Source organism: Paenibacillus sp. FSL H7-0331 (assembly GCF_001956045.1).
Genome location: NZ_MRTH01000040.1, coordinates 64100 through 73358, shown reverse-complemented (window position 1 = coordinate 73358; position 9259 = coordinate 64100). Strand labels below are relative to the sequence as shown.

The following is a 9259-nucleotide window of genomic DNA, read 5'->3' as shown; positions in this document are numbered from 1 at the left end:
CGGGCGCTGCGATCGTGAATACACCCATTACGTATGAAACTACCTATGACGATCCGGAAAGGGATGCGATGTACGCACCGGGAACGCAGTGGCACCTTGACCACGTAGATCCTGGCCGATTCCTAACCTACACCTGGGCACCTTATGATGCGAATTTCGGCTTATCTTCGATGCATGGTCAAACCGTGACCAATCCCGTTCCACAGTTCGATAAGGTAGGTTTATATAAGCTCAAATATCGCGTACCGGATAATCCAAGGCCTGACAATGCCGCTTTTGATTCGTATCGCAAATATTCGGAGGATTACGAGCAATATTTAATTGTGCATCGTATACCCGAAGCGCCATTTACCCTCCATATCGAACCGGATGGAACGGTAGGATGGACGGACCTGAGCTTTGATCCAGACCGCTGCTATGCACACGGCAATTGTCAGCCAGACTTTGCAGCCAACAACGGGATTTATGCCAAGAAGTTTTACTATATCACCCCATCCGGTGTGAAGAAGGATAGTAAGCTTGTCAGACCCTTAGAGGGTGGGGAATACACCGTTGCTATGGCTGTTCGAGACGAAAATAAAGCCTGGTCGGATTGGTACGTTCAGACCATCCAAATCGATCAGCCGGTAGCGCCGAATCATCCACCGACGGTATGGCTAACTTTCCCGAATGGAACCTACGCCGAGCCTTCACACGTTTCGCTGCAGCCTACCTTGACTTGGAATCAGGCCGATATCGATCCGAACACGATATTTTCTACATTCAATTTATGTGTATACGACGTATCGAACAATCCGGTAGAGTGCGTTACTAATCGTGACATGAGTACGCCCTTAACAAGCTGGGCATGGACGATGGAAACACCACTAGCGATGGGACAAAAATATTCTGTCCAGGTACAAATCAGCGATGGAGAATCGTGGTCCGATTGGAGTAACATCGGCTGGATGTCTACGAACAGTCCGCCTGTTGCCTATATGACCTTCCCTTACGGAACGCAAGCTGCTCCAAACATCGTGAATACGCTGCGGCCCGAGCTAACATGGCATCAAACCGATCCGGATATCGGGTACGTGCTGTATTGGTATGAGATCCAGATTACAAACGAGGCCAATGATGTGATGATTTACGATTCGGGGAAAACATGGCAGAATACGACCTCAACAACCGGGAGAATGACAGTTCCCGTTGATCTGCCAACCGGGCAAAAGATGCGGGTTAGAGTCAAGGTGTGGGATCAATATGGGGCTGAATCGAATTGGTCACCGCAAACATGGATGATGATCAATCGGCCGCCACATGCAGATTTCGATTGGACGCCTAAGCCAGCTTTTGAAGGGGATACCATTACACTGATCAACCAATCGACCGATCCTGATGGGGATCCGCTCACTTTTCAATGGCAGATCGAGGGACCTGATTACCATTCCATCCAAGTCACGACGAATGCGCTGATCCCAGCTTCTGTTACGGATTATCATCCCGGTGATTATGTGGTTACGCTGACAGCAACAGACCCATATGGTGCTTCCGATACGATGACCAAAATTGTGCAAGTGGGCGATTTGAGCGTGGAAGGATTTGTTCGTCATACCGCGCAATGGGACCTGAATCGCAAAGCCTATAACCGATTAAAATCAGGAGAGGATGAACGTCCTCGGCCAGTGGAGGTGTTTTGGTCAGGAGAGGCTTTTGTGCTGGAAGCCAAGACGAATGAAAAGGCATCGCAGGTTCATGCGTCCATGACCTATACAGAATTGCAAAGCGTGCTGACATCTACTAATTTAACCGATTGGACAGCACAAATGTATCGGAGTGATTTTGAAAGCTTACCTGATCAGGAATATACATTTCAATTCAGGGCGGTTTGGTCGAATGGACATGTGGAAACAGCAGCTCGTACAATCAGGGTAAGCAATCCATGGACGGAATTCACCAGCAGTGTGAGGAAAGAATAGACAATAAATGTTATTGTAGTCTGAAGTTCATTTTGTTGCGTTATACCGTATGAAATTGAAATGATGAAGCTTAGTTCCAGACTGGTGTATGGTGTATAATGGAAAGAGCGCAATTGACGGAGGGAAACAAGATGCCACTGCCTGCCCAAAGACACGTATACGAACAAGAATATGCTTTATCACGAGACAAAGTGTGGGAGCTGTTGAGCAACACAGAACATTTAAATCGGGTCATTGGACTCTTTCCGATTCGTTCTACCTCTTTTCATTTTCACAATACCGATTTTTTTCAGGAGCTGTCTGCCAAGGTAGCAGGGGTTGTCCCCACGCGCTGGAAGGAGCACCCATTTCAATGGGTGAAACATGTTCGTTACGATGTAGTTCGCGAATATCGCGGCGGGCCGCTAAAGCGTTTCTGGGGCGGTATTGAGCTGGAGGATGCGGATACTGTGCTGCCTGATGGCTCCAGGGCCACCAAGGTTAAGCTGTTTGCTGAATTTACACCTGCGAATGTGCTTGGACTTGCAGCTATACCGATTGTGGGAGTCAGCTCGATGCGCAAAACATTAAAATATTTACAAACCTACTTGCAGTTAAAGGAGCACGAAAAGGACCATTTGCTGCCCCAGCAAGCTGCAAGCTATAAGGTAAATACGGAAGAGCTTGATCGTCTGCTCACTGAGCTTCAGAAGGTATCAGGGGATTCCGGTATGAGTGAGCGCCTTCGGGAGCATTTGTTGATTAGCGGAGACGATCAGGTGATAGATATGCGTCCCTTCAAGCTGGCGAAGAGCTGGGATATGGAGCGGGAAGCGCTGCTGCGCATGTTTCTTTACGCGACGAAGCTTGGCATTACCAATCTAAGCTGGCACCTGATCTGTCCGAATTGCCGAGTATCCAAAGCTGGTGCAGAAACGATGTCAGGACTCAAGCCTCAATATCATTGCGATTTTTGTGGAATCAATTACGAGGTTAATTTTGACAAATATGTGGAGCTGTGCTTTTCCGTACATCCTAACCTGCGTCGTGCGTACAAACAAATATTTTGCGTTGGCGGTCCGTCGATTACGCCTCATATTCATGTACAGCTGGAAATAGCTGCTGATGAGGAAGCCGTGTTCGCTTTTCCTGAGGTACCTGAGCTGTTAAGACTGCGGGTTTTACGCTCGAATCAAATGGTCTCGATGGTTCGTCAGCAAGTGATATCACAAGTGAAGCAGAACAACATTGCCTATACAGAGTCTCATGAAAGTTGGAGGGAGCATCCAGCCGATCTGGCTAGCCGTCAAGTGGCTGCTGCTCGTACTGATGATGGACCTGTTCAATCGCCGCTGCAGATGGAGCTTCTATATGACGAACATGGTTGGGCGATTCCGACCATAAAGCAGCCGCTACCAGGTACTCCAATAAAGCTTATAAACCGCAGCGGCCAAAATGTGATCGTTGCGTTGGAAAAGGCTGATTGGGAGGACACTACAGTAACGGCATCCAAGGTGACGACCATGCACGAATTCCGCAGTATGTTTTCATCAGAGGTTTTGGCTCCTGGTCAGCAGGTCGGGATTGAAAATGTAACGATCTTGTTCAGCGACCTGCTGGGCTCAACGGCATTTTATGAGCAGGTCGGGGATGCGCATGCCTATGGACAGGTTAGAGATCATTTTGATTTTCTGATAAGCTGGGTCAATGAAAACAAGGGAACGCTCGTAAAAACGATTGGTGATGCAGTGATGGCTGTGTTCGAGTATCCGGAGAATGCCGTCAAGACGGCACTGGATGTCCAGACACATGTGGACGAATTTAACAGGAAGCACCCTTCGGAAACACCGATTATCATCAAGATGGGCTTATATCAAGGCCCGGCAATCGTCGTGAACTCCAACCAGCTACTTGATTATTTTGGTCGGACGGTCAATTTGGCAGCAAGAACTCAAGGCCTGAGCGTAGGGCGAGATGTCGTCATCAGCAAGGAATGCTCGGAGCGACCAGGTGTACAAGCGTTACTGTCATCTTATCAGGTTCAAATGGAGCAGTTCGAGCAAAAACTGAAAGGGATCGATGAAGTCATCCAGCTCACGCGTGTGCAAATTAAGGCAAAAGCGGTGGAGGTCTAGAGGCTTACGCTGAAGATGGAGCATACATACGTAATACCTTATATGGAGATAAAAGCTAAAAAAGTGAGTTGAATGTGATGTCCTTTGGCAAGCTAAAGCTATTGGCGATTATGGTGCCACCGTTAATTATCGGCAGCTTTGAATATATTCGTCATGATTTTTTATTGTCCGAATTATCGATGGAAGCGGGCAACTTATATATTACTTTCCTGACGCTGCTGCTATCCTATCTGTTCGCCACGTGGATGTTTCACCGTATTGACCGCACCAATGAGCGTCTGGCTGCAGAGCAATCGCGGCGGGCTGTTTATGAGGAGCGTGAGCGGCTTGCGGAAGAACTGCATGACAATATTGCGCAAATATTGTTTTTTCTGAACGTACAGCTGAAACAAGGCAATGTTCAGGAAGCACGATCAGCCGTCACGGAAATCGATCAGCATTTGCGTCAGGCTATTTACAATCTTCGTACGGCACCAGAGGAGGGGGCTACCTTCAGTCAGCGTTTGAGTACGTGGCTTGAAGAATGGAGTGCGCTGAGTGGTATCCCCGTGGAGCAGCATGTCGATATACAGGAGCAAAGTGTGCCCCCATCCGCGGAAGTGCAGCTGTTTGCGATCATCCGCGAAGCGTTTACGAATATTCGCAAGCATTCACAGGCTGATCATGTGGTGATCGATTTGCGAATGACGGGCCGCGAGCAAGGCTGGAAGCTGGAGATTCGAGACAATGGGATCGGAATCAATCAAAATTACGACGATACGGACAATCTGCAGCAGGAACAGAATCGTTATGGGATTAGCCTCATGCGTAAGCACGCTGGAGAGCTAAACGCGGAATTGAGCGTAAGGAAGTTGGAGCAGGGAGGAACGGAGCTGTGTGTCACCGGGCCTCGAAGACGTGGGGGTAAAGTTGAATGAACTATCGTGTAATGATTGCGGACGATCATCCGTTGGCGCGTAAAGCGATTCGTCTGCTGTTGGAGCAGGAAGCTGGCTTTGAGATTGTAGCCGAGGCATTGGACGGTGAACAAGCCATCGAAATGTGCAGTAAGCATCAGCCTGACCTTGTTCTGATGGATATTCGAATGCCCGTAATGAGCGGTTTGGAAGCAACCCGTAAAATCAAACAGCTGTATCCGCATACGCGAATTGTGATGCTGTCCGTTTCTGATGATGTTGCAGATCTATTCACGGCCATCCAGAATGGGGCGCAGGGCTATCTATTAAAAAATATGGACCCGGATGAATGGATGGTTTATTTGAAGGGGCTGTTGGATGACAATAGTGAAATTTCACGCGGGATGGCGGATCGGTTATTTCAATTGTTTCGTTCCTCCTCCAGACAGGCGGAATCCTTGGCTAAGCCAAGCGGCCTTTCTCCTCGGGAAGTAGAGATCTTGTCCTGCGTATCAAGTGGGCAGAGCAATAAGCAAATCGCCGAGCAGCTCATCATCACTGAAAATACAGTCAAAAATCATATCAAAAATATATTGGCCAAGCTGGAGCTGGACAACCGTGTACAGCTAACGGCGTATGCGATCAGGCACGGATTGACACATTTTAGCCAAAATAATGATAACAAATAGCCCAGTTGAGTCATACCCAGGATATCTTAGATAGATTACATTGATACTAAGACAAATGATGCCTGAGGGGACGAAACGAATGATGAAAAAATGGAATGTCATGCTATTAACCGGACTGTTAATCTCAATGCTGGGAGGCGGGGTTGCGAGCGCTCATGTAACCGTACAACCACCTACAGCCGTACAGGGCAGTTACGAAAAGTTTGCCGTGCGGGTACCTTCCGAGGATAAAGAATCGCCAACCACCAAGATTGAAGTCAAATTTTCGGTAGATGCGGTGTCGATCTCTCGATTTGAGCCAAAGCCTGGCTGGAAGTATGATTTGGCCAAGGATGCATCCGGCAAAATTACAGGCGTAACCTGGACGGCAACAGGAGATGGATTGTCTCCTACGGAATTTAGTGAATTTTATATGCAGGGTAAGGTAGCCGACAATGCGACCCAAATCGTATGGAAAGCCTATCAAACCTACAAAAACGGTACCGTTGTTGAATGGATAGGCGCTGAAGGTGCTGACAAACCGGCTTCGATCACCAAGGTTAGTGCCAAGCCGTCCGGAGCGGCTGCAGATAGTCATGGTAATACGACGGCAGCTCCTGCCGCGAATAGCACAGCGGCTCCTGCTGCTGCAAGTCCGGCTGCGGGAGCTTCACAAGCACCGCTGTATGTATCCATCGCAGCACTGGTGCTTGGACTTGTCGCATTGATTCTTGCCGTATCGAAAAGAAAAGCTTAAGTTTTTACAAATAAAAAGCGAATAATTAACAATTATATGTAAATAAACTCCTAAACCACAGAATAAGTGGTTTAGGAGTTTATTGTTTATGCGGCTGTGGACATATTCATCCTGAGTCTCTCTGAAGGGTCGCCTCAATCAGAGATTGCTCGACCTTCCACGAAAAATCAGTTATGATAAAGAAAAATGTCGTGGAATGAGGAATACGTGAATGGCATCCAAAATTATTAAAGAATTTAAAGAATTCGCTCTAAAAGGGAATATGATTGAACTGGCGATCGGGGTCATTATTGGGGGTGCCTTTGGTAAGGTAGTCACTTCCATTGTGAACGATATTGTCATGCCACCTATAGGACTTTTGCTTGGTAGAGTAAACTTTAGCGAATTGTTTATCAGCTTGAATGGCACTCATTATGAAAACTTGGCCAAGGCGAAGGAAGCGAGTGCACCTACTTTAAATTATGGACTTTTCATCAACAATGCACTTGATTTTCTGATCGTGGCAGCAGTGATTTTTATAGCTGTGAAGCAGTTAAACCGTCTTCGCAAAAAGCAGGAGAATCAGCCCGCACCGAAAAAGCAGACAAAGGATTGCCCTGAATGCTTATCGGAAATTCCCGAAAAGGCTGTTCGCTGTAAGTATTGTACGGCTAAACAGGAAGTACCTATGTCCGATAGGAGACCCGAGCTAACCAACTGATTGCGATCCCCTTTGAACTTCGATTCCTACAGGAGGAACGCGTAGAATGATTAGTTTAAGAGATTCTCAGCTGCAGCTGCTGTGGACGGCACGGATTGATTACGCCGAGGGCAGTCGGGTGGATGCTCATCAGCATGCGGATTATGAACAGTTGTTTATTGTACTTTCGGGAGCGGGAGTTGTCCAATCAGGTGCTGAAAGCAGCGTGATCAAGGAGGGTTCGGCTTTTTTGTTCAGGCGGGGCGTTTCGCACAGCTTTCAATTCACGGATGAGACCGTCACTCTCGACTTTAAATTCAGGCTGCTGGACCAGGCTATTCTAGATGCCTTAATGAATGTACAAGCTTGCTGCTTATGCCAGGGAACTCATTTGTCAGAGATCAAACAATGGTACAAAATGTCGCTGCAGCGGCTCAAATATCCGGATTCGGTACTGCCGCTGCGGATCGAAGCTGGTTTTAAGAGCACATTGGTGTCACTCCTATTGGGGAATGCAACGGCGCAATCTCTTGATTCAACAGTGCTGGCGAATATAGATGATGATGAACCAATAGCCGCTTATTTGCGATTAAACCTTGCCGAGAAAATAACGCTTGATCAGCTATCCCGGCGTTTTGGCTATAATCCGAATTATTTAATACGGATTTTCAGTGTCAAAACAGGTCTCACCCCGATCCAATATTTACAGGAAATTCGTTTGGAGAAAGCTACGGAATATTTGGAATTCACAGCGCTGCCGATAACCGAAATCGCCGAGAGGGTCGGCTGGTCGCTGCCTTATTTCAGTAAAATGATCAAACAACGCGTAGGACTTTCACCCTCACAATATCGCAGGTCCTTGTTGAATGAGGTAGGTAAGGATATTGTTCTGGAGCAGAATTTTGAAAATATTTGGCGAGTTGAACACTAATCATCGGTCCTTCCGTCTGAGACGGAAGGTTTTTTGTGCAAAAGTGAGGATTGTTATAAAACTGCTGAGGATCTGCCATATTCGATCTGAGTGGACTGCTCTATAATTTATAAGAGAAGTAGAGGTGAATCTGCAAGACAAAAGGAGAATGGGCAGATGGTTAGAAAAATGACGGTTCCACCGATGAAGCTGGTCGATTATGAAGGCGAGGGTACACAGCTGTGTGCTGTTGTGGAAGAGATCGGCAATATTACGCTAAAGAGAGCGTTGATCCCGGAGCCCGCAGAGGGTGAAGTCAGGGTTAAAGTGAAGTGGGTCGGGATTTGCGGTAGCGATGTGGAGGTGTTTCGCGGAGCCCGTGAGCCTGAATTTATATCGTATCCAACTCGTCTTGGTCATGAGGTTGCAGGCGTAATTGATAAGGTAGGCCCAAATGTAATCGGTCTCAAGGTTGGTGACCATGTAGCGCTGCGCTATATTTGGGGTGCTTTTGCAGAATATGTATGCTGCACGCCATTTTCGGTAAAATCGCTGCCCAAAGAGCTGCCGTTAATCGAAGGCTCTTTAATTGAAGTGCTGCCAGGCATCATTCACGCAGCAGAGCTTGGGGATATATCCCCGCATAAAAACGTATTGATCACCGGTCAAGGCGTCAGCGGCTTGGTAATGACACAAATCATCAGCTTATACAGTCCTCGTAATTTGGTCGTAACAGATCTGTTTGACGAAAAGCTGGCACTGGCGCGCAAGTATGGGGCGACTCACACGTACCGAATTCCTTCGCCGGATACGAATACAATGGATATTGTCGGCAAAGATTTCCCTGATGGCTTTGATGTTGTGATTCCTTGCCTGCTGGAGGGAGATGGGATGGTGGACGCCATTAACGCAGCAGGTCAGAACGGACGTATCGTGATGTATGGCTGTATCGGTACGTGCCACAAGCCGGTCGACTTTTTCAAGGTTCACAAGAAGCGGTTGGACATCCTTTCGACCGAGCCTAAGCGGGATATCGATAACCGTAATTATTTTGACAGAGGCCTTCAGTTAGTGCTGGATGGATTGGTTAATACGGAGGAAATGATCACGCATGTCGTGAAGCTGGAAAATATAGCGGAGGCTTTCAAGCTGCGCAATGAGCATAAGGGCGATACGATTCATGTGATGATTGATTGTGAAACATCATCCCAGTAACAACGAGGTCGGATGGATGCTGAGATAGCTCATCTTATTTAATTACTAAGGAGTGAACAAAT

The 9259-nt window shown here is 47.4% G+C and carries 8 protein-coding genes; all 8 read left to right on the top strand.

The features are described from left to right. The coding region (locus BK127_RS34620) for a glycoside hydrolase family 78 protein (protein WP_218639064.1) at positions 1-1958 on the top strand (1958 nt) is incomplete at its 5' end. 131 nt (positions 1959-2089) lie between these two features. Further along, complete coding sequence (locus BK127_RS34615) at positions 2090-4072, top strand: adenylate/guanylate cyclase domain-containing protein (RefSeq protein WP_076236886.1); 1983 nt, start codon at positions 2090-2092, stop codon at positions 4070-4072. 77 nt (positions 4073-4149) lie between these two features. After that, positions 4150-4989 carry a sensor histidine kinase gene (locus BK127_RS34610; RefSeq protein ID WP_076236884.1) on the top strand — a complete coding sequence of 280 codons (840 nt, stop codon included), beginning with the start codon at positions 4150-4152 and terminating at the stop codon, positions 4987-4989. Then, the gene (locus BK127_RS34605) at positions 4986-5657 is read left to right on the top strand and encodes a response regulator (RefSeq protein WP_076236881.1); all 672 of its coding nucleotides are present in this window, start codon (positions 4986-4988) and stop codon (positions 5655-5657) included. The genes BK127_RS34610 and BK127_RS34605 overlap by 4 nt, the downstream gene beginning before the upstream one ends. 82 nt (positions 5658-5739) lie before the next feature. Further along, positions 5740-6393 (top strand): YcnI family copper-binding membrane protein, encoded by a 654-nt coding sequence (locus tag BK127_RS34600; protein ID WP_076236908.1) that lies wholly within the window; start codon positions 5740-5742, stop codon positions 6391-6393. Positions 6394-6616: 223 nt separating this feature from the next. Continuing rightward, positions 6617-7093: a large-conductance mechanosensitive channel protein MscL gene (gene mscL / locus BK127_RS34595; protein ID WP_179097713.1), complete on the top strand. Its 477-nt coding sequence runs from the start codon at positions 6617-6619 to the stop codon at positions 7091-7093. A 46-nt stretch (positions 7094-7139) separates the two neighbouring features. Next, the gene (locus BK127_RS34590; protein WP_076236876.1) at positions 7140-8003 is read left to right on the top strand and encodes an AraC family transcriptional regulator; all 864 of its coding nucleotides are present in this window, start codon (positions 7140-7142) and stop codon (positions 8001-8003) included. 156 nt (positions 8004-8159) lie between these two features. Then, positions 8160-9197, top strand: coding sequence for a zinc-dependent alcohol dehydrogenase (locus tag BK127_RS34585; protein ID WP_076236873.1), 1038 nt, complete (start codon positions 8160-8162; stop codon positions 9195-9197). Positions 9198-9259 lie beyond the last annotated feature (62 nt).